Genomic DNA, 21,758 nt, shown 5'->3' with positions numbered 1-21,758 from the left:
CAGGAGCAAGGCTGCCCCCATGGATTATTTTGGACCCCATATTTTCGGCTACACCATCGCATTGCTGCACTCGCTAGGCACGATTGCAGCGATCCATGCCGTACTGACCGTACGAACCGCCCAGGGCGCGATCGCATGGGCCCTGTCACTGGTCTTCATGCCCTACCTGACACTCATCCCCTACCTGGTCTTCGGCCGCAGCACCTTCGACGGCTACATCAAGGCCCGCCGCCAGGCCAACGAAGAGATGCGCAAAGCCGTCTCCGAGCTCAACTGGCGGCCCTGGGTGGAGGAAGCACTCACCGCCCGCGCCTCCAACGCTTATGCATCCCTGCGGGCCATGCCGAAGCTCGGGCGCATGCCTTGCCTGGCCAACAACGAAGTACGGCTGTTGATCAATGGCCGGGCCACGTTCGATGCGATTTTCAATGCCATCAGCCAGGCCAGGGAAGCGGTGCTGATTCAGTTCTTCATCATTCACGACGATCGCCTCGGCCAGCGCCTGCAAAAACTGCTGCTGGAGAAAGCCGCCCAAGGCGTGGCGATTCACCTGCTCTACGACCGCATCGGCAGCCACTCCCTGCCCCACAGTTACGTCCAGGCGTTGCGTGAGGGTGGTGTCGAGGTCAAAGCCTTCGCAACGCGCAGCGGCTGGCTCAATCGCTTCCAGGTCAACTTCCGCAATCACCGCAAGATAGTCGTCGTCGACGGCATTCTCGGCTTCGTTGGCGGGCACAACGTTGGCGACGAGTACATGGGCGAGAAACCGCCCCTGGCACCCTGGCGCGATACCCACGTGCAGGTCCGCGGCCCGGTGGTGGCCAGCATGCAGGAGTCGTTCGCCGAGGACTGGTTCTGGGCGGCGCGCGCCCTGCCTCCGCTGATCCTGCCGGAGGTGTACCCGGACGACGGTGTGCTATGCCAATTACTCGCCAGCGGACCGGCAGACCCCTATGAGACCTGCTCGCTGTTCTTCGTCGAATCAATCCATGCCGCCACCGAACGGGTGTGGATCACCAGCCCGTATTTCATCCCCGACGAAGCGGTGTTCGCTGCCCTGCGCCTGGCCGTCTTGCGCGGCGTCGATGTGCGGATCCTGCTGCCCTCCCGTCCCGATCACCGAATCGTTTACGCCGCCTCCAGCCTCTTTGCCTTCGAAGCCGTGCGCGCCGGGGTGCGGGTATTCCGCTACGAACCCGGGTTCCTGCATCAGAAAGTGGTGTTGATCGACAATGAGATCAGCGCGATCGGCAGTGCCAACATGGACAACCGTTCGTTCCGCCTGAACTTCGAAGTGATGTTGCTGACCGTCGACAGCGCGTTCGCCGCCAAGGTGGAACAGATGCTCAACGATGACTTTGCCCAGGCCCACGAGATCGCCAAGGAAGAAAGCCGGGAGACCCACCGACTGCAACAGGTCGGCATGCGGATCGCCCGGCTTATCTCACCGATTCTCTAACGGGATTCTAGGGGTTGTAGATGTCGTCCCGCGTCCATGGCAGTTCATGACTGCCATCGGCGTGTGCCTTGACCGCCAGGATCTGGTGCAGGTTGATCCAGCCCCTGGCGAACGCGTAGGCGCACCCTGCCAGATACAACCGCCAGATCCGCAGCGCTTGTTCCGGCACCAGTTTCGCGGCCGCCTCAAGATTGTCCTCCAGGCGTTCGCTCCAGTGATCCAGCGTGCGGGCGTAATGCAGGCGCAGGCTTTCAACGTCGACAATCTCAAGCCCCGCTTCGCTGATCTCGGCGGAAATCATCGACAGGTGCGGCAACTCGCCGTTGGGGAACACGTACTTCTCGATGAAGTCCCCGGCGCCGCGTCCCACTGGCCGGCCATCCGTATGCTTGGCGGTAATCCCGTGGTTCATCACCAGGCCGCCCTCTTTCACCGCACCGAACAAGGTTTTGCAGTACTGCGCCAGGTTCGCGTGGCCGACGTGTTCGAACATGCCGACACTCACCACCTTGTCGAAACGACCGTCCTGCGGCAGGTCGCGGTAGTCGAGCAGTTGCAGTTCGACCAAGTCCTCCAGGCCTTCTTCTTTCACCCGCTGCCGCGCCAGCGCCAGTTGTTCCTTACTGAGGGTGATACCGAAAACCCGGGCACCAAATTCACGCGCCGCATACCTCGACAGCCCACCCCAGCCACAGCCGACATCCAGCAAATACTCCCCAGGTTGCAGGCGCAATTTGCGACACAGATGGCGGAACTTGGCTTGCTGGGCCTGCTCCAGGGTTTCACTGCCGGTCTCGAAATAGGCGCAGGAATAGGCCATGTCGCTGTCGAGCCACAGCTGATAAAAATCGTTGGAAAGGTCGTAGTGATAGGAAATCGCCTTGGCGTCGGTTTCCTTGTCGTGGGCAGTGCGGATGGTCTCTCCACCCTCGTCTTCTTCCAACAGTGCCTGACTCCACTCATCACAGACGCGGATCACATCACTGATGGAACCTTCGAGTTCCAGCTTGCCTTCGACGAACGCCGCGCCTAGCGCATCGAGGCTGGGATGCGTGAACTGGGTGACCATTTGCGGGTCCTTGACCACAATCGTGACGCTGGGCGTCGGCCCCAGATTGAATTCATGGCCGTCCCAGAGTCGCAGGCGTAGCGGTAACTGCAGATTCTGTAAGGCCGGTGGAAGTTGCGCGAGCATGGATAATCCCCCTTGTTTCAGACGTCTGCCTGAGAGGTTAGACCATCATTGAAAAATAGCTGGCTATCGATTTTATAGCCGTTTCCTATGATCCAAAAAAAGCAAAAAATCCACGGAAATGACTGCTATATCCCTAGTGACTGCGAATTCACCCCACAGTTCTATAAACCTTCACCCACCCAACCTGTAGGAGCGAGCCTGCTCGCGATGGACTAAAGAGCGCCGCGTTCACCCAGAACACACGCGTCATCGTTAACGACCATCGCGAGCATGCTCGCTCCTACAGTTTGAGCAGCGGCTCCTGAAAGCGCAGCAGGCGACCGGCGTTACCCAGCACCAGCAAGGTGCTGAGGTTGTGCAACACGGCAGCGATCATCGCCCCCGCTGCGCCCAGCCAGCCAAACGCAGCGAAGGCAACAATCGCCAGGGTCCAGCCCAGACCGATGATCACGTTGACCTGCAATGTGCGGCGGCACTGACGACTCAAGCGCACGCAGGTTCCAAGCCGGCGCAAATCGCTGCCGATCAGCACCACATCTGCCGACGCCAGAGCAATGTCCGCGCCACCCGCGCCCATCGCCACGCCCACCACACCCGCCTTCAGGGCCAGTGAATCGTTGATGCCATCCCCCACCACCATAGGCCGGAAACCGTTACCAATTTCTTTCAGCACGCGATTGAGCTTGTCTTCAGGCAGGGCCTGCGCCTCGACATCGCTGATGCCGATATCACGGGCGAGCGCGTGCGCAACGCTCTTGCGGTCACCGGTGAGCAGCAATTGCCGACCCAGGCCAAGGTCGCGCAGTTCATTGAGGGCGAATTTCGCTTCGGGTTTGACGCTATCGGCCAACAGCAGCCAGGCGAGGAATTCACCGTTGAGCGCCAGCCCTGCAATCGGGCCATCGTGCTCGGGAACTGCCGAGGTCGGAATCTGCAATTGGGCGAACAACTCAGGTCGTCCGAGTGCCGCCTCGCCCTGTTCGGTCATGGCCACCACACCCAGGCCCTGATGCTCACGAACATCGCTCATCAACAGGAAGTGGTCTTGGGTCACCAGGCCGGCTAGCGCTCGACTGACCGGATGACTGCTGGCCGAACCGAGGCTGGCGGCAAGCCTGAGGACTGGCGAATGATCGTCCAAAGGACTGTCGACGGTTTGCAGGCGCAAGGTGCCGTAGGTCAGGGTCCCGGTCTTGTCGACCACCAGCGAAGTGAGATCGGCCAGTTCCTCCAGGAACGCAGAGCTGCGGATCAGGATCCCGTGGCGCGCGGCGACCGCCACGCCGGCAATCGCCGTTGCCGGCGCCGACAACACCAATGCACACGGACAGGCTGCCACCAACACCGCAAGCATCGCCTGGGCGTTGTTGGTGATGAACCAGGTCACCGCGGCCAACAGCAACACCAGCACCATGTAGCTGCCGGCATAACGCTCCAGTAACCGGGTGATCGGCGGCTTGGAACGCTCGGCGTTTTGCATCAGTGCAATGACCTTGCCGAGGGTTGATTCGCGCCCGGTGCGGGTCACTTCGATGTGCAGTAGGCCATCGAGATTGATCGCACCACCGAACACCTGCATCCCGGCGCCTGCTTCGATGGGCACCGATTCACCGGTGATGGAAGCGGTGTCGAGACTCGCCTGGCCGGACAACACCAGACCATCGGCCGGCACCCGATCCCCGGCCCGCACCTCCACCTGATCCCCGGCCTTGAGCTTGCCGTTATCGACTTCGACGATGGAGCCATCGGCTTGAATCAAACGTGCGTGGCTGCGCGTCAGTTTGCCGAGGGCGTGAATGGCTTCCTGTGAACCGATGACACTGCGCTCTTCCAGTACGTGGCCGAAGATCATGATGATCGGCAGCAAGGCCGCCGTCAGCAGGTCACCGGTTGCCCAGGCACCGAGCATGGCCAGGGCGATCAACTGATCGGTGATGCCATGCAGGCTGGGATAACGCAGGCTGTACCAGGCCGAACGCATCACCGGCACGGCCACCAGCACAGAAGCAAAACCCAACAGCAACTGGCTGACGCCGTACTGCTCAGGCGCCAGCCAGCGCCAGACAAGACCGAGTGCGAGCAAGCCGAGTGCGAGCATGGCCAGGGTCAATTGGCGGGCGGCGCTGCGTTGTTCAGCCGAGGACAACAGGCTCGGTGCAGCGGCGGTTTGCGCGGTCATTGTGCAGCTCCCTGAATGATCAGGCGGGAATCGTCTTTGGGATCGACAGTGGTTACCGAACCGGCCTGTCCGAGAATTTTCGGCATCCGTTCGCGGTAGATTCGCAGCAGCATCTGCGGGTCGGTCCCCTGTTGTTGCGCCTTCGCCAGACTCAACACCGTGGCGGTATCGGCGGAAGCTTTGGCCAATCGTTCACTGGCCTGGGCATGGGCGACTTGCAGCGTTCGATCCGCTTGCTCGTTGGCAGACTGGGTCAATTTCTCAGCCTCCGTGCGCGCGTTGGCCACGGCTTTATCGGCTTGCTGACTGGCTGTCAGCACCGCGTTGAAGGCATTCACCGCCGGGCTGGGCAAACTCGACTGCACATCCACCCGCGCCACTTCGATGCCCAGTCCCTGCCCCGTTGCGGCCAGTTCGGCGAGACGTTGATTGATGCCCCGCACCAGATCACCGCGAAGACGTTCACGCCTTTCCGCCGCCTGATTGTCCGCACCAATCAGTTCCGGTCGCGCCACCAGAATGGTGTCCAGATCCCGTGCCGCCGTCAGCGCCACGGTGCTTCGCGTGACAAGTCGATCCAGTGCCGGCAACACATGTTCACCTTGCAGCACGAAGGCATAGGGATCAGTCACTTTGTAAAACACCCGCACATCCAATTGCACCACGCCGGCATCCCCGGTCAGTAGATACCCTGAGCCTGCCAGCGCATCACTGATCGGCGTGGCGAAACTGACCACTCGATCGGCTTGCAGTGCCGCGTCACTGCGCAGCAGATTTTCCACGCGACGCTCAATCACCCGCTCCGCAGCCGGTAGCAAGATGACCTGTTCAAAGGGCCGCGGCCAAGCCAACAACAGGCCGGCATTCTGGATGCGATCCAGCGCACCAAAGTGCAGAACCACCGCACGATCCTGCGGATCGATCTGCCGCACATTGGAGAACGCCCATGCCAATGCGGCCAGGGCCGTCACCGCGTACAAAGCAAAAAAGGCCAGGCGCCCGGCTTGAATCCACGGGCTGCTCAACTCATGTGTTCCACGTGGAACCCAACTCATGGTTGCGATCCGGTTTTGTTGTCGAGGCTCGGCGGGCCATCCACCAGCACACGGAACGGCGCCGCATCGGTACGCAGAATCAGTTTCGTTCCCGGTGTGACCACCGTGCCGAGGGTGTCGAGCGAGCGCAGCAAGTTATACAGCTGCGGTGAACCGGCGTAGGCGCGGCCGTAGATTTGCGCCGCTTCCACCCGGGATTGCGCTTCGATCTCAGCGGCTTTCACCGAGGCATCGGCCTGTACGATCCGCGCGTCGCGCTCGGCAGCCGAACGGATTTGCGCCGCCTCGCGCTTGCCGATGGCAGTGCGTTCGGTGGCGATGGTTTCACGCTCCGCGCGCATGCGATCGACCGTTGCCGTGAGGGTCACCGATGGCAAGGTCAGACGCTCGATGCCAACCTGCAACACACGCACACCATAGGTGGTCAGCAACTGCTGATCTATTTGCTGGCGCAATTGCGCTTCGAAATCGGCAATGCGCACCTGGCTGGCATCGGTGTTCACCAGATTGGCCAGGTCGAAACTGCTGGCCGTGGTTTCCAGCGCAGAGCCGACAAAAGTACGAATCTGCCGCGCGGCTTCGTCCGGCTGATTCTGCACGGCGCGCATGAAGCGCTGCACGTTGTCCGGATCGCCCTGAACCTGCCAGGCCACATAGGCCTGAACGATGATGCGCAAGCCGTCCCGCGTGCCGACATCCTGCAGTCCGCTGGAGGTGGTGCGCAGTCGCAGATCAACCGGAATCGCCGCCTCGAACGGCGCTGGCAAGCGCCAGCCAAGACCCGGCTCAAGCAGCACCCGCGACGGATTGCCGAAACGCGTGATCACGGTCGCCTCCCCCGACCTCACCTGCACCAGGCTTGCAGCAGCCACGGCGAATGCCACCAGCAATGCCGCCCACCCCATGCGTCGCCACGGGAAGGGTCCCGCCTCCTGAGGATCGCCGTGATGGTGATGGTGGTGATGTCCGTGGTGGTGATGCCCGCCATGGCCGTGATCATGGCCACTGTGGTCATCGTGATCGTGGTCGTGAGTGTGCGACTGGCTCAATTGGAAGCTCCTGGCTGAGCGGCCTTGCGCGGCGACGCAGGGTCAGCCGGCAACGTGAACGTTCTGAGGTCGATGGTCGGTGCATTGCTGCTACCGCCCAGGCGGTGATCGAGCACCAGCAACTTGGCGTTGGCCAAACCCTGGGACAGTTGACCGAGGTATTGCTCCAGCACAAAGGCCTGCCCGGCGCTGGCGTAAGCCTTCTGCTCGGCGCTGAACTTGAGATCGGCGGCTTGTGCACCCGCATTGATTTCACGGGCGCTGGCGGTGGCTTGATCGCGGGCGATGCTGGCCTGCAACTGCGCCTGATTGGTGGCTTCGGTGGCGGCGCCACGCTCCCGGGCGATCAACGCCTGGGCACCGATCTGTGCAGCTTGCACACCGTGATAGGCATTCGCCGCACCGGCCGGTGGATGAATTGCCTCGACCACGGTGGCGAGAATTTCCACACCGCTGTCGAGTTTTTCCAAGTCTGCCTGCACCGCACGACCGATCTCCTGGGCAAGTCCCACCCGATCTTCACCGAGCAAACCGTCCAGCGTGCGCGAGGCGAAATCGTGAACCAGGATACGACTGGCGGTACTGCGGATCAGCGTCGGTACATCCGCACTGTTGTAGGTTGCCGCCAGCGCCGCCTCATCGCTCAGGCCGATGCGATAAACAAAGCGCACGTCCATGTTCACAATCTGAAAGCTCTGCTGATCGCCCCGGCTGCTGGCGATCACCTGGGATTTGTCATTCACATGGCTGGCGTCCCACAACCGATTGGCGGTAATCGGCGGTGGACCTTCGGCGGGATCCGCCTGAACCGGGGCCGGCGTTTCGCCGACACTGGTGGCCAGCTCATGCACCACGCCATTCTCGACACTCAGCACCCGGCCCAGCGGCCAAGGCAAACCGGCATGCAAACCGGGGCCGAACACCGTCGCCGGTTTGCCGAAACGTTCATAAATGCCCCGCCCTTGCAGCGGTATTTCGTGAATACCGGTCAGTGCCCAACCGACCACGGCCACCACCGCCAGCACCGGCAAAAACGCGCGACGCATGTAAGTGAAAGCCCAGATTTGTCGCAGGTCGATGCCGAAGCGGTTGTGCAATTCATGCTGCAACGCCAACAGCGGCTGTGGTGGCCAGCGCAGCATGTCCGCGACAAAACTGCGCGCGAGTAGCGTTGGTTCAAGCTGTTCACGGCGAGGGCTGAACAACGACAACACCGCACGCAGCAACAGCTCAGCGGCGACCAATCCCGGCAGCACGCCGATCACTACCGCGAGGCGCATGGGCCAGACCGCATTCTCACTGGCAAACAACAGGCACAACGCGCCCAGCACCAGGCTGATGATCGACACGCGAACCAGCTGCGCCAAGGCGCTAGCTTCTGGCCATTGAGCCGGGTTTTCCTGAGCCAGGTGGCGCTCCAGCACCAGCAAGCCGAACGCCAGCAGCAATGCCAGGGCTGCGCCGACGGTGGCCGACAATCCGAGCGCGGCGGGCGGCAAGCCGAGGTTCCACACCTGCACAACGCAATACAGTGTCAGCAACGCCCACCCGCCGAGCCACAGCGTTGGCGCGCCGATCTGCCGGAGCAGGTTGAGCCAACGCTGCCCAATGCGGTCCAGCAGTCGCTCATACCAACCCGACGGGCTTTCCATCTCCTGGACTACCGTCTGGGGCTCTTCCGGACTCATGGCCCGCACACGCCATCGGGCCACAAACCAAGCCGATTGCAGGCCAGCCATCACCACCAGCAAGGCAGCGCTTTGATTGAACAGTAAGGCAGGCCAAAGGGATTGCGGCGCAAACAACCCGACAAAAAATCCCAGCACCAGCCCCATGCTCACTAAAACACCGCAGCCAATCGCGAGCTGACGCAATCGCCGCCCTTGAAAAACTGCCTGCTGAAAACGCGGCAGCTCGGCTACCTGCGTCTCCTCCACTTCGAGATCGACTTGCATACCACTCCAGTGCCGGCTTGTTCTCATCAAAATTCGTTACGATATAACGATAACAGTGAAATTTCTGTACATAGTCGCGCTATCTAAAAGCGGAAAACCTGTCGCTTGCCTGAAGCCTTGACCGAAATGCTCCAAAACGCTCATATTACGAGCGTAATTTTTCTTCAAGGCTACGTTTACCCTCTCGATTCCTTCCCTCCAGGAGCAGATCCATGAGCACTTATGATGTCGTGATACTTGGCGGTGGCCCCGGCGGTTACAACGCAGCCATTCGTGCTGGGCAACTGGGTTTGAAAGCGGCCTGCGTGGAAGGACGCGCCACCCTCGGCGGCACCTGCCTGAATGTCGGTTGCATGCCCTCCAAGGCATTGCTGCACGCCTCCGAGCTCTACGACGCGGCCATGGGAACCGAGTTCGCCAACCTGGGCATCGAGGTCAAACCCACCCTCAATCTCGCCCAAATGATGAAACAGAAAGATGAAAGCGTGACCGGGCTGACCAAAGGCATCGAGTTTCTCTTTCGCAAGAACAAGGTCGACTGGATCAAGGGCTGGGGCCACATCGACGGGCCGGGCAAAGTCACAGTGACCGATCACGCTGGCGGCAAGACCGAACTGAACGCCAGGGACATCATCATCGCCACCGGCTCCGAACCCACTCCCCTGCCCGGCGTAGAGATCGATAACAAACGCATCCTCGATTCCACCGGTGCGCTGTCACTGGCGCAAGTGCCAAAACATCTGGTGGTGATCGGCGCCGGTGTGATTGGTCTGGAGCTTGGCTCGGTGTGGCGGCGGTTGGGTGCGCAAGTCACCGTGGTCGAATACCTCGACCGGATTTGCCCGGGAGTGGATGGCGAAGCCGGCAAAACCCTGCAGCGTTCCCTGAGCAAGCAAGGTATCAGCTTCAAGTTGAGTTCGAAGGTGACTCGCGCCACCGCGAGCGATACCGGCGTGCAGCTCAGCATTGAACCGGCGGCCGGTGGCAGCGCCGAACTGCTCGAAGCCGATTATGTGCTGGTGGCCATCGGGCGTCGGCCTTATACGCAAGGCCTGGGACTGGAAAACGTCGGCCTCGCCACCGACAAACGCGGCATGCTGGCCAACAAAGGTCATCGCACCGAAGCTGCCGGCGTCTGGGTGATCGGCGACGTGACGTCCGGGCCGATGCTCGCCCACAAGGCCGAAGACGAGGCCATGGCCTGCGTCGAGCAGATTGTCGGCAAGGCCGGCGAGGTCAACTATGCGCTGATTCCCAACGTGATCTACACCAAGCCTGAACTGGCCAGCGTGGGCAGTACCGAGGAACAACTGAAGGCCGAAGGGCGCGCGTACAAGGTCGGCAAATTCCCCTTTACCGCCAACAGCCGGGCGAAGATCAATCACGAAACCGAAGGCTTCGCCAAGGTGTTGGCCGATGAACGCACCGACGAAATTCTTGGCGTGCACCTTGTCGGACCTAGCGTCAGTGAAATGATTGGCGAGTACTGCGTGGCGATGGAGTTCAGCGCTTCGGCCGAGGACATTGCCCTGACTTGCCATCCACACCCGACCCGCTCCGAGGCTTTGCGTCAGGCGGCGATGAATGTGGAGGGGATGGCGACGCAGATGTAAGCCATGTGATTGGCGGTGGTTGGGCTACCGCATTCGCGAGCAGGCTCGCTCCCACAGAAGAGCAATGATTCCCTGTGGGAGCGAGCCTGTTCGCGAATGGGTCGACTCGGTTTAAAGCGGCAAATGCCCCAACGGCAACTCTCCAGGCGCCTTGACCGTATGAATCGCAAAATTGCTGCGGATATCACTCACCCCCGGCAACTTGAGCAAGCTCCCGGTGAGAAACCGGTCATAGGCGCGCAAATCCGGTACCACCACCTGCAACAGAAAATCCGATTCCCCTGACACCAGAAACGCCGAGATAACCTCGGGCAGCGCCGTCACGGCAAGTCGAAAGGCCTCGGCCTGTTCGTCGTTATGGCGCTCGACTTTCACCCCGACGAACACCGTCAAACCGAGCCCGACCTCATCGCGATCCAGATTGGCCTGATAACCACGGATCACTCCGGCCTCTTCCAGCATCCGCACCCGGCGCAAGCACGGTGAGGCGGACAGGCCGATCTCGTCGGCCAGTTGCACATTACTCAGACGGCCGTCCCGTTGCAGTGCGGCGAGGATCTTGCGGTCGTAAGCGTCGAGTTTCATCGTTTGGCAGATCCTGATGGTGGAGTGGTGAATACGTGGCAGGTTATGCCAATCCACGGCCTTCCGGAAGCGAACTACGCAAGCACCTGCCCTGCCCTTGCGGCATAGACTGGCCCTACCGAATCGACAACGAATGGGGTGCAACATGGAAGGTTTGTGGCTGTTTTTCATGGCGCTGGCGGTGGTTTACCTGCTGCCGGGACCTGACATGATCCTGCTGTTGCAGACCGGCGCCCGACAAGGAAAAGGGGCGGCGTTGGCCACCGCGGTGGGATTGGCAATCGCCCGAGGCTGTCATGTGGCATTGGCGGCATTGGGGCTGGCGGCGTTGTTCAAGGCGGCGCCCTGGACCTTCGACGTGGTTCGTCTGGCGGGCGCGGCTTACCTGTTGTGGATCGGTATCCAATGCCTGCGCACCACCTTGCTGCCAAGCCTGCAGGGTTCAAACACAACGAGCGAACAGCCGCGCTATCGGGAAGCGATACAGCGCGGTTTGCTGACCAATCTTCTCAATCCCAAGGCCCTGTTGTTCTGCTCGGTACTGCTGCCGCAGTTCATCGATCCACAGGCCGGACCGGTGCTCGGGCAATTCGCCGCGCTCGGTGTAGTGCTGGTTGCCGTCGGTTTGCTGTTCGACAGCACCTACGCCCTGGCCGGTGCCGCTCTTGGCCGATGGCTGCAACGCAGCCCATCGGCCCAGCGCCTGCAGCAATGGCTATTCGGCAGCCTGCTGATCGGATTCGCCGTGCGGCTGACCTTTGTTCAGCAGGCTTGAGCTCACTGAGCCTTGCGCCGACGACGAATGAGCACCCACAGCGCAGTGGCGATCACCACCAGCCCACCGCCTATCTGCAGCGGTGTCTTGTAGGGTCGCAGTGCGGAGCGGGTCGCATCAGTGACTTGGGTGACATAGCGTTTATCCGCGTTCTCGAAGTCGGGATACGGGCATTGATGACCGAAATCCGCCGCCCATGTCACGTACGGGCCTTCCTTGACGTAACGTCGATAGATTGCACTTTGCTCTTGCGGACTGCTGTTCCACCCCGCCGCCTCACAGAGCACGGCGGCGAACGCATGACTGGTGCGGGGTAAATTGTCGGCCGCGCGGCTGGCCAACGCCGTGGCGACAAACCGATAGTGGTAGCGCTGGTCGGGTTGAGCCGCGCTGGCCTGCTGTCGCTTCACCTCGTCCTCGGCCACCAGCGGGCCGACCTTCAACTGCGTGTCCTCGAGGCTGTAGCTACCACCGAACGTGGCGTAATCCGGGGACATCTCGTAGCCGAGGATATCCATTCCCCACTCGCGCGCCGTCCACGCCGCCTTGAACAGTGCAGAAGCGCGACGCGTCGGCCACCACGCCGAATCGGCAGCGAGACGTTGCTGCCCATACAACTCGGCCTTGTGGCGTAGGCCGTCGTTATCGAAATACGCGGGCGCTTCTTCGTAGTGCCCTTCACGCAGCAATCGTCGCGCGAGCACGTTGCGCAGCTTGGCCGCCACCGGCAACGGCACATAGTTATCGCGATCCTGCTGAGTCAACGGTGGCGGTGCCGGCACCTGGGTGTCGACGTAATGCTTTAGCTCATCGAGGGTCAGCACCCGCTCGGCGACCGTCGCCGCATCGAACCAGTAGATGTCCTTACTGCGGTAAAGCTGATCGAAAGCTTGCAGGTAATCCCCGCGTTGCAGGGCCAGAATCGCGCTTTCGCCTTCCACACGACACTTGGGCTGCAAGGTTTCGAACGCATAGTCCGGCGTGCGTCGCTCGCCCCAGGATTCATTCTGTGGAAAAGCTTGGGCCGCTTTCGCATAGGCCGCAGCCGCTGCGCTTTTATCGCCGTCGCGCACGGCCAGTTTTGCTCGTAGCCACCACGCCAGACCACCCTCGCCAGCGTGATCGAGGAAGGCTTTGGCGCTGGCGTAATCGCCCTGTTGATAATTCATCGCCGCCAGGCGGTCGGCATTATCCAGACTGCCACGGGTGCTGTTTTGCAGGAGCTCGATCAGCTTTTTATCGTTCGCTGGCTGGTCGCCGAACGACCAGCCCAGCCGGCTGATCAAGCCAGCCGTCACCAATTGCTGCACCGGTTTGTCCTTGAGCAACCCGGCCAGTTGATCCTCTGGCATGGCCGCCAGGTCCGCCATCAACAGTTTCAACGATGTGTAACCCACCGTTGAGCCGTGTCGGTTTTGCGTGGCGTAAAGTTCGATGGCGTTGTCCCAGTCACCTGCGGCACGAGCCACCCGTGCCTCCTCACCCAGGCTGGCGACGCCCAATTCCAGCGGGTCGCTGAAGCCATCGATACTCAATTGCCGAGCTTGCTCGAACGCCTTTCTGGATTGTTCCAGGAGATCTGGTTGGGCCCCTGCTTGCGAGCTCATGGCGAACAATGCACGGCCCAACGAATAGGCGGCCCAGGTACTGCGCAACGCACGTTGATCCGCCGGCAAGGCCAGCACCTTCTGAAAATACTCCGCCGCCAAACCTTGATCGCCGGAAGCGAAGGCCACGGCCCCGGCCAGATATAACCTGAGTTCGGCAGGCAGGCTCGCCCCTTGAGCCTCGACCTGATGCGCATCGGTCAGCTCGCGCAACTGTTTCACCAACACCTGTTGCTCTGCGCTCAGACCGTCTTGCTCGGCTTGGTTGCGCTGTTCCACATAGTCGGTAGCGGACAGGCCATAGGTCACTTCGGCGACTTCTTTCAGTCCTGCGATCGCATGGCCAAGGCGATTGATCTCAAATCGGAAGTTGCCCTCCGGCAGTTCTGCCAGCGACTGTTCTCGGTTGTCCAGCAAACGCGCGGGAAAGTCGGGACCGCACGCCAACGCCGAACCCAGCGGCAGGCTCAGGCTCAGACACAACAGATGACGTGACCAGTTACGGCTGAACATTCGACTCTCCTTGATTGATGATTGCACAGCGCGCCCAACCGATGGCGCGCTGCCCACCGGCCGCAATCCGACCTTCGCGCTGGCGAGTGAAGGTAAGCAGATCGGCCTCTTGTTGCAATGTATAACCGGCCAGTGCATCGGCGCCTTCGCAACCGTGCGCAACCAATGTCAGGCGTTCCGGCCAGGCACTGTCGAGATTGCCTTCGTTACGAAGACCAATGTCATACAGGTCCTGTTGCGTTGAGAGGCTCAGCTTCAGATGGCTGACCAACGCATCTCCCCTGGCCACCGCGCGCAACGTGGTCCGGCTCCAGGCGCGGCGATCATTGGCCAACGGTAGGCGAAACCAGATCAGACCGGCCAGATGAACCGGCGGATCAGCGCGCAACTCGCTACTCAGCTGACTCAATTGTCGTGGGTCGGCCATCAGCTCCTGGCGTTTTCCATCGCGCTCAATGCTCACTTCGCTTTCCACGATGGGTGCGCCGCCGGCGCTCGGCAACAGCGCGACGCCATAGGCGGGCAGTGCCAGGTAGAAAGGTTTAACCGTGATGCGGCTCCAGTCCTTCGCCCATTGCCGGGCTTGATCTGGATCGAACAAACCGCGACGCGGATCCGTCACCGCATGCACCTGCAGCACACTGCTATCGACAGTGGATAACAACGCTGGCAATTCGGGACTGTCGAGCCAGGCTGGCAACGCAGTGATGCTCAATGGCATGGAGGAAGGAAGTACGGCGCGAAGATGCGTGAGAAATTCGCGATAGGCGGGTAACCGGGCATTGCCCGCATCGTGATCGATTTCCACGCCGGCAAGACTCAATCCCGAGGTTTGCCAATCACTGATCAGCAGTTGAATCCGCGTAGTGATGTCTTGCTGATCCAAAGCCTTGAGCTGCCCATCGAGGCGAATCACCGCAATCAGTGGGCGACCATCACGTTTGAGCAGAACAGGATCAATCTGCGCCAGGCTCCACCCCGCTTTGGGGAAGGCCTGCAAGGCCAGCACGCGCAAGGTTGAAAAATCGGTACGACTGTCACTCAGAGCCGGTGCATGTTCCGCCGTCCACTGCCGCTGCCAAACGTAAAGTTGCTGATCCAGCGGTGGTGCGGCTTTTCGTTCGCAACCTGGGAGCAGCGCCAGCGCTATCAGCAACGCCGATAGACGCACGTAAAAATCCATAAAGCTCCCGGTCCCTTCGCAATTGCCGAGCTGCGAGTCTAACGCAGCCCGGCAATGGAAAGATGGCACCGGTGTGTTCCACGTGGAACGTTCACCAACAACCCATCACATCAGGCAGTTTTTTGCAGACCCGCAACCGTGCGCGGCATACCGACAAAACCAGGCAAGGCTTCGACACGGGCCAGCCAGGCGCGGATGTTGGCGTAGTCGTCCAGCGACACATTGCCTTCCGGCGCATGGGCGATGTAGCTGTAGGCGGCCACGTCGGCAATAGTCGGCTCGCTGCCCACCAGATAGGGCGACTTGGCCAATTCCTGATCGATGACCTTGAGCACGGTATGGGCGTACGCAATGGTTTCTTCAGCGTTGTAAGGCGCACCGAAGACAGTGATCAGCCTGGCGCGGGCCGGGCCGAATGCAATCGGACCTGCGGCGGCGGACAACCAGCGCTGCACTTTTGCCGCACCGACCGGATCAGCAGGCAACCAGCGGCCATTGCCGTATTTTTGCGCCAGATAAACCAGAATCGCGTTGGAATCCGCGAGCACCACACCTTGATCGTCCAATACCGGCACCTGACCAAATGCATTCAGTGCAAGGTACTCAGGCTTCTTGTGTTCGCCCTTGGCCAGGTCGACAAAGATCAGCTCGGTCGGCAGTTTCAGCAGCGAGAGCATCAGCTCCACACGGTGGGCATGGCCGGAACGTGGGAAGTTGTAGAGTTTGATGGCTTGCATGGACGACTCCGCGGGTGAGTGGCGCTGTTCGAAAGGATCAGCACCGATGGCGGCCATCTTCTACCAGTCCCGCAGACAACAGAATAACCACCGAACGCAATCCATTATTTCAATAAGCGAAATAACTGATCAGCCCCATAACGCCGAATTCTCCCGCAGTGCCTTCACGGTGAAATCAACAAAACTGCGGACCCGCGCCGGGGCCTTGCGTCCGCCCTGATACACGACGTGGATGGGAAGCGGCGGCAGCTCATAATCGGCCAGGACGATTTCCAATTCCCCTTCAGCCACCTTGCTCGCGACTTGATAAGAAAGCACTCGGGTATAACCAAGCCCGAGCGCTGCCGCGTTGATGGCGGCCCGGTTCGCCGTCACCATCAGTCGCGGATCTGCACGTACGGACAGGGGCTCATCACCTTCAAGAAACGGCCAATTCTTGAGCTGCCCAATCGCCGACGTTGCAATGATTGGCGCCTCTGCCAAATCCTGCGGGTGTGCTGGCCGGCCATGAGTCGCGAGAAACTGCGGCGACGCCACGATCACCCTGCGCACTTGTCCCACCCGAATCGCGTGCTGATTGCTGTCAGGCAGTTCACCGATGCGAACCGCTACGTCGATCCCCTCCTCCACCACACTGACCACTCGATCAACCAACAGTGCATTGATGGTGACGTCGGGAAATTGGGTCAGAAAACTCACCATGAGCGGTGTGATAAACAGCTCACCAAACAAAACCGGCGCGGTGATTGTCAGCTGCCCGCGGGGCAGGATGTGGCTGCCCGCCGCTGAATCTTCGGCCTCCTGCACTTCCGCGAGAATTCTCCGACAGTCCTCGAGGAAACGTTGCCCCGCTTCGCTCAAATGCACACTGCGCGTGGTGCGCGTAAGTAGCTGAGTACCAATGCGCTTCTCCAGCCCCGCCACCGCCCGGGTGACGCTGGCCGCGGACATTCCCAATCGCCGCGCTGCCGCGGAAAACCCCTGGTCCTGGGCAACGGCGGCGAAGACCTGCATTTCCTGGAAGCGGTCCATGGGCGGCTCCTTGATTCAGATAAAAAAAATCGCAACCAATGGGCTGCGATTTTTAAGGGTTCGAACAACTGTGGATAACTTATTCCACAGTCACCGATTTCGCCAGGTTGCGCGGCTGGTCGACGTCAGTGCCTTTGAGCACCGCCACGTAGTACGACAGCAGCTGCAGCGGGATGGTGTAGAGGATAGGCGACAGAATGTCGTGGATGTGCGGCATGTTCACGACGTGCGTGCCTTCACCATTGGTCATGCCGGCTTTCTCGTCGGCGAAAACGATCAACTGACCACCACGGGCACGGACTTCCTGAAGGTTGGACTTCAGTTTTTCCAGCAGTTCGTTGTTCGGTGCAACAGTCACCACAGGCATGTCGTTATCCACAAGCGCCAATGGACCGTGCTTCAGCTCGCCGGCTGGATAGGCTTCGGCGTGAATGTAGGAGATTTCCTTGAGCTTGAGCGCACCTTCCATTGCCACCGGGAATTGCGCACCGCGGCCCAGGAACAAGGTGTGGTTCTTCTCGGAGAACAGCTCGGCGATTTTCTCCACGGTGCTGTCCATCGCCAGCGCTTCACCCAAACGGCTCGGAAGACGGCGCAGTTCTTCGACCAATGCGGCTTCAACGCCATCGGCCAAAGTGCCGCGAACCTGACCCAGGGACAGGGTCAACAGCAGCAGGCCGACCAGTTGGGTGGTAAAGGCTTTGGTCGACGCCACACCGATTTCGCGACCGGCCTGGGTCAGCAGGGTCAGATCGGACTCACGCACCAGCGAGCTGATGCCAACGTTGCAGATTGCCAGGCTGGCGAGGAAACCCAGTTCCTTGGCATTACGCAGCGCGGCCAGGGTGTCGGCGGTTTCACCGGATTGGGAGATGGTGACGAACAGCGTGTCAGGCTGCACCACCACTTTGCGATAGCGGAACTCGCTGGCGACTTCGACTTGGCACGGGATACCGGCCAGTTCTTCCAGCCAGTAACGCGCGACCATGCCGGCGTGATAGCTGGTGCCGCACGCAACGATCTGCACATTACGCACTTTGGCGAACAGTTCGGCAGCCTGCGGACCGAAAGCCTGCACCAGCACCTGGTTCGGGCTCAGGCGACCTTCCAGGGTGCGCTGTACAACGGACGGTTGCTCGTGAATTTCCTTGAGCATGTAGTGACGGAATTCGCCTTTGTCAGCGGCTTCCGCACCATCGTTGTATTGCACCATCTTGCGTTCAACGGCCTTGCCGGTTACGTCCCAGATCTGCACGCTGTGGCGGCGAATCTCAGCGATATCGCCCTCTTCCAGGTACATGAAACGGTCGGTGACCTGGCGCAGGGCCAACTGGTCAGAGGCGAGGAAGTTTTCCCCGAGGCCCAGACCGATCACCAGCGGGCTGCCGCTACGGGCTGCAACCAGGCGATCAGGCTGCTTGGCACTGATGACCGCCAGGCCGTAGGCGCCATGCAAATCCTTGACGGTTGCCTTGAGGGCTTCGGTCAGATCAGGCAGGTCCTTGAGTTTGTGGTTCAGCAGGTGAGCGATGACTTCGGTATCGGTGTCCGAAGTAAAGACGTAGCCCAGCGCCTTGAGTTGTTCACGCAGCGCCTCGTGGTTTTCGATGATGCCGTTGTGCACAACGGCCACACCTTCAGAGAAATGCGGGTGCGCGTTGCGCTCGCAAGGGGCACCGTGAGTGGCCCAACGAGTGTGGGCGATCCCGAGGCGTCCGTTCAGCGGCGATTCTGCCAGTGCTTGTTCCAGCTCGCTGACCTTGCCTGGACGACGCGCACGCTCCAGCTTTTCTTCATCGGTATAAACGGCAACACCAGCGCTGTCATACCCACGGTATTCAAGACGCTTCAGGCCCTCGACCAGGATGGCGGTGATATTACGTTCTGCAACTGCTCCAACAATTCCACACATGCTATTTCTCCTGACTGACAGCCGCGCAAATCAAATTGATGCCGCGGGCCTGAATCTGATCGCGTGCCTCTCGTGGCAGTCGATCATCGGTAATAAGGGTATGGACGCTGCTCCAGGGCAGCTCCAGGTTGGGAATCTTGCGACCGATCTTGTCGGCCTCGACCATCACCACCACTTCCCGGGCAACTTCGGCCATGACGCGGCTCAGCCCCAGCAGTTCGTTGAAGGTGGTTGTTCCGCGAACCAGATCGATGCCATCGGCACCGATGAACAACTGATCAAAGTCGTAGGAGCGTAGTACTTGCTCGGCGACCTGCCCTTGAAATGACTCGGAATGCGGATCCCAGGTTCCACCGGTCATCAGCAACACGGGTTCGTGCTCGAGTTCACTCAAGGCATTGGCGACGTGCAGGGAATTGGTCATCACCACCAGACTCGGTTGTTGACCGAGTTCCGGAATCATCGCGGCGGTAGTGCTGCCGCTATCGATGATGATCCGCGCATGCTCGCGAATTCGTGTGACTGCAGCACGAGCGATGGCTTGCTTGTACTTGGAGACAGGCTGGCCAAGATCGGCCACCAGCTCCTGCGGCATAGTGATCGCGCCACCATAACGACGAAGCAACAAGCCGTTGCTTTCTAGGGCAGCCAGATCCTTGCGAATCGTAACTTCTGAGGTTTCGAAACGTTTTGCCAGCTCATCCACACTGACTTCGCCCTGCTCGTTGAGCAAGGCAAGAATGTTGTGCCGACGTTGGGGTGTGTTGCGCTTCGACATGAGGAGATAAGTTTCGTTTCGAAAGTTAACAGAGCCAATCAAAACCTATCAGTGAAACTTCGTCAAGCGTGGTGAGATAAAAAATCTGTGGATAAAAGCATTCGCGGGCAAGCCTTGCTCCTGTAGGAGTGAGGATTGCCCGCGAACTCATTGGATCAAGTTGTGTATAACTTTAAATATCCAAGGCTGTGAATAGCTCAGCTTTTTTTGACCTTCTCAGGCCGTTTCCAGCCATCAATGTTCTTCTGCCGAGCGCGACCGACAGCCAACTGGTCTTTATCCACATTCTGGGTGATGGTCGAACCCGCCGCGGTGGTTGCACCGGAAGAGATATCCACAGGCGCTACCAACGAATTGTTGGACCCGATGAAGACGTCTTCACCCAGCACGGTTTTCCACTTATTCACACCATCGTAATTGCAGGTGATCGTGCCGGCGCCGATGTTGGTGCGTGCTCCGATTTCGGCATCGCCCAAGTAGCTCAGATGACCGGCCTTCGCGCCTTCGCCCAAATGTGCATTTTTTAGCTCCACGAAGTTACCCACATGCGCCTTTGCCTCCAGCACGGAGCCTGGGCGCAGTCGAGCGAAAGGACCGGCATCACTGCCTTCACCCAGAATGGCACCCTCGATATGGCTGTTCGCCTTGATCACCACGCCTTTGCGCAGGGTGCTGTCCTTGATCACGCAGTTCGGGCCAATCACCACGTCGTCTTCGATGACCACCTTGCCTTCGAGGATCACGTTGATATCGATCAGCACGTCGCGGCCAACCGTCACTTCTCCGCGAACGTCGAATCGAGCCGGGTCGCGCAGCGTAACGCCCTGGGCCATCAGTCGAAGACCGGCGCGCAGCTGGTAGTGGCGCTCAAGATCGGAAAGCTGTTTGCGATCATTGGCGCCCTGCACTTCCATGGCATCGTGCGGTTGTTCAGTCGCCACAACCAAACCATCCTTGACCGCCATTTCGATCACGTCTGTCAGGTAGTACTCGCCCTGAACGTTGTTGTTCGACAGGCGACCGGTCCAGTCAGACAGGCGGTCGGCAGGCACCGCGAGAATACCGGTGTTGCCTTCCTTGATAGCGCGTTGGGTTTCGTTGGCGTCCTTGTGCTCGACGATGGCGGCAACCTTGCCGTCTGCGTCACGAACGATTCGGCCATAGCCGGTGGCATCGTCCAGTTCGACAGTCAGCAGCCCCATTTGCGTTGGGGTGACCAGCTTGAGCAGGCGCTGCAGCGTTTCGACTTCGATCAAGGGCACGTCGCCGTAAAGCACCAGCACGGTGTCAGCTTCGATGAACGGAACGGCTTGGGCTACGGCATGACCGGTACCTAATTGCTTGTCTTGCAGGACGAAATTCAGATCGTCGGCGGCCAGACGCTCGCGCACGACATCGGCACCGTGGCCGATCACCACGTGAATCCGCTGTGGATCAAGTTGCCGGGCGCTGTGGATAACATGACCAAGCATCGAGTTGCCGGCGATCGGGTGCAAGACTTTCGGCAAGGACGAACGCATACGCGTACCTTGGCCAGCAGCGAGAATAACGATTTCGAGAGACATGACTGGCTACCAATCCTGGGTGGTCAGCGGCTGCGACCAAAGTGAAGAAAATCGGAAAAGAAAAAAGGGTAGCCGAGGCTACCCTTTTTAATCAATCACACAACAAGCGCGCCTTAGTGGCCGAACTTCTTGCGGATCTGCTGGACGGTGCGCAGCTGAGCTGCGGCTTCGGCCAGACGTGCGGAAGCAGAACCGTAATCGAATTCTGCGCCCCGGTCATGCAACGCCTTCTCGGCAGCCTTGACGGCTTCCTGAGCGGAGGCTTCGTCCAGGTCGGCAGCACGTTGCACAGTATCTGCAAGTACCTTGACCATGTTCGGCTGAACCTCGAGGAAACCACCAGAGATGTAATACACCTCCTCTTCCCCGCCCTGCTTGACCAGGCGAATCGGGCCTGGCTTCAGGTTAGTGATCAGCGGCGCGTGACCCAGAGCGATACCAAGATCACCCAGTGCACCGTGCGCAATCACCATCTCGACCAGACCGGAAAAGATTTCTCCTTCCGCGCTGACGATATCGCAATGGACTGTCATAGCCATCTGATTGCCTCACCCTAAATTAGCGCC

17 protein-coding genes are annotated in these 21,758 nt (G+C 60.1%); 3 read left to right on the top strand and 14 right to left on the bottom strand.

What is annotated here, in order from left to right:
* Window positions 1-19 precede the first annotated feature (19 nt).
* Window positions 20-1,459 carry a cardiolipin synthase gene (gene cls, locus DKY63_RS20015; protein WP_110965670.1) on the top strand — a complete coding sequence of 480 codons (1,440 nt, stop codon included), beginning with the start codon at window positions 20-22 and terminating at the stop codon, window positions 1,457-1,459.
* A gap of 7 nt (window positions 1,460-1,466) precedes the next feature.
* Here cls and cfaB read toward each other — a convergent pair whose 3' ends face one another.
* From cfaB to hflK (DKY63_RS19990), 5 genes are all read right to left on the bottom strand, one after another.
* On the bottom strand, window positions 1,467-2,654 hold the full coding sequence (gene cfaB, locus DKY63_RS20010) for a C17 cyclopropane fatty acid synthase CfaB (RefSeq protein WP_110965669.1): 1,188 nt from the start codon (window positions 2,652-2,654) through the stop codon (window positions 1,467-1,469).
* Window positions 2,655-2,934: 280 nt separating this feature from the next.
* The gene (locus tag DKY63_RS20005; protein ID WP_110965668.1) at window positions 2,935-4,833 is read right to left on the bottom strand and encodes a cation-translocating P-type ATPase; all 1,899 of its coding nucleotides are present in this window, start codon (window positions 4,831-4,833) and stop codon (window positions 2,935-2,937) included.
* On the bottom strand, window positions 4,830-5,888 hold the full coding sequence (hflK, locus tag DKY63_RS20000; RefSeq protein WP_110965667.1) for a protease modulator HflK: 1,059 nt from the start codon (window positions 5,886-5,888) through the stop codon (window positions 4,830-4,832). Before hflK (DKY63_RS20000) ends, DKY63_RS20005 begins: the two co-directional genes overlap by 4 nt.
* Complete coding sequence (gene hflC, locus DKY63_RS19995; protein WP_110965666.1) at window positions 5,885-6,937, bottom strand: protease modulator HflC; 1,053 nt, start codon at window positions 6,935-6,937, stop codon at window positions 5,885-5,887. The genes hflK (DKY63_RS20000) and hflC overlap by 4 nt, the downstream gene beginning before the upstream one ends.
* Window positions 6,934-8,892: a protease modulator HflK gene (gene hflK, locus DKY63_RS19990; protein WP_110965665.1), complete on the bottom strand. Its 1,959-nt coding sequence runs from the start codon at window positions 8,890-8,892 to the stop codon at window positions 6,934-6,936. The genes hflC and hflK (DKY63_RS19990) overlap by 4 nt, the downstream gene beginning before the upstream one ends.
* A gap of 212 nt (window positions 8,893-9,104) precedes the next feature.
* On the opposite strand from hflK (DKY63_RS19990), the gene lpdA reads away from it, so the two are divergent.
* Window positions 9,105-10,505 (top strand): dihydrolipoyl dehydrogenase, encoded by a 1,401-nt coding sequence (gene lpdA, locus DKY63_RS19985; RefSeq protein ID WP_110965664.1) that lies wholly within the window; start codon window positions 9,105-9,107, stop codon window positions 10,503-10,505.
* A gap of 111 nt (window positions 10,506-10,616) precedes the next feature.
* Here lpdA and DKY63_RS19980 read toward each other — a convergent pair whose 3' ends face one another.
* Window positions 10,617-11,090: an Lrp/AsnC family transcriptional regulator gene (locus DKY63_RS19980; RefSeq protein WP_110965663.1), complete on the bottom strand. Its 474-nt coding sequence runs from the start codon at window positions 11,088-11,090 to the stop codon at window positions 10,617-10,619.
* Window positions 11,091-11,235: 145 nt separating this feature from the next.
* On the opposite strand from DKY63_RS19980, the gene DKY63_RS19975 reads away from it, so the two are divergent.
* Complete coding sequence (locus DKY63_RS19975) at window positions 11,236-11,865, top strand: LysE family translocator (RefSeq protein ID WP_110965662.1); 630 nt, start codon at window positions 11,236-11,238, stop codon at window positions 11,863-11,865.
* 2 nt (window positions 11,866-11,867) lie between these two features.
* On the opposite strand, the gene DKY63_RS19970 is transcribed toward DKY63_RS19975, so the two are convergent.
* The 8 genes from DKY63_RS19970 to DKY63_RS19935 form a co-directional block, all read right to left on the bottom strand.
* Window positions 11,868-13,985, bottom strand: a complete 2,118-nt coding sequence (locus DKY63_RS19970) for a hypothetical protein (protein ID WP_110965661.1) — start codon at window positions 13,983-13,985, stop codon at window positions 11,868-11,870.
* On the bottom strand, window positions 13,972-15,168 hold the full coding sequence (locus tag DKY63_RS19965) for a DUF3142 domain-containing protein (RefSeq protein WP_110965660.1): 1,197 nt from the start codon (window positions 15,166-15,168) through the stop codon (window positions 13,972-13,974). The genes DKY63_RS19970 and DKY63_RS19965 overlap by 14 nt, the downstream gene beginning before the upstream one ends.
* A gap of 110 nt (window positions 15,169-15,278) precedes the next feature.
* A complete protein-coding gene (locus tag DKY63_RS19960) occupies window positions 15,279-15,905 on the bottom strand; it encodes a glutathione S-transferase family protein (protein WP_110967950.1) in 627 nt (208 codons plus the stop codon).
* 129 nt (window positions 15,906-16,034) lie between these two features.
* Window positions 16,035-16,937 (bottom strand): LysR family transcriptional regulator, encoded by a 903-nt coding sequence (locus tag DKY63_RS19955; RefSeq protein WP_110965659.1) that lies wholly within the window; start codon window positions 16,935-16,937, stop codon window positions 16,035-16,037.
* Between the two features lie 79 nt (window positions 16,938-17,016).
* Window positions 17,017-18,849 (bottom strand): glutamine--fructose-6-phosphate transaminase (isomerizing), encoded by a 1,833-nt coding sequence (glmS, locus tag DKY63_RS19950; protein ID WP_110965658.1) that lies wholly within the window; start codon window positions 18,847-18,849, stop codon window positions 17,017-17,019.
* 1 nt (window position 18,850) lies between these two features.
* Entirely contained in the window at window positions 18,851-19,627 is a 777-nt protein-coding gene (locus DKY63_RS19945; RefSeq protein ID WP_110965657.1) for a DeoR/GlpR family DNA-binding transcription regulator, read from the bottom strand.
* A 197-nt stretch (window positions 19,628-19,824) separates the two neighbouring features.
* Complete coding sequence (glmU, locus tag DKY63_RS19940; protein WP_110965656.1) at window positions 19,825-21,192, bottom strand: bifunctional UDP-N-acetylglucosamine diphosphorylase/glucosamine-1-phosphate N-acetyltransferase GlmU; 1,368 nt, start codon at window positions 21,190-21,192, stop codon at window positions 19,825-19,827.
* A gap of 113 nt (window positions 21,193-21,305) precedes the next feature.
* The gene (locus tag DKY63_RS19935; protein ID WP_110965655.1) at window positions 21,306-21,731 is read right to left on the bottom strand and encodes a F0F1 ATP synthase subunit epsilon; all 426 of its coding nucleotides are present in this window, start codon (window positions 21,729-21,731) and stop codon (window positions 21,306-21,308) included.
* Window positions 21,732-21,758: the final 27 nt, after the last annotated feature.

The sequence above is a fragment of the Pseudomonas putida genome, assembly GCF_003228315.1.
GTDB classification, from domain to species: domain Bacteria; phylum Pseudomonadota; class Gammaproteobacteria; order Pseudomonadales; family Pseudomonadaceae; genus Aquipseudomonas; species Aquipseudomonas putida_S.
This window is presented reverse-complemented; position numbering and strand designations above follow the sequence as displayed.